Annotated in this window: 1 protein-coding gene; it reads right to left on the bottom strand. The window is 68.3% G+C overall.

The window, feature by feature from the left end; translation table 11 throughout:
- Positions 1-221: alkaline phosphatase family protein (locus E4U92_RS35710; protein WP_174864162.1), on the bottom strand; the 221-nt coding region annotated here is incomplete at both ends.

Below are 221 nucleotides of genomic sequence, written 5' to 3'. Positions count from 1 at the left end.
CGTCCTCGGCGCAATAGATCACCTTGTTGTCGCGCGCGGCGGACAGGTCGATCCAGTTGTTGGCGATGATCCCGGTGTGCGCCGGGCGATTGCCGGTCAGGATCGTGGAATGGCCGGGGCACGTCTCGGTCGCCGCGTGCGACTGGTATCCGGCGGGGAACACCATGCCGCGTTCGAGCCGCGCCAGCCCGCCGGTGAAGGTCTGCCGGTTCTGCGCGAAC

Origin of the sequence: Streptomyces galbus, assembly GCF_005280195.1 — a bacterium.
Lineage (GTDB): Bacteria > Actinomycetota > Actinomycetes > Streptomycetales > Streptomycetaceae > Streptomyces > Streptomyces galbus.
Note: the sequence above shows the minus strand (reverse complement) of the source record. Positions and strands in the feature narration are given on the sequence as shown.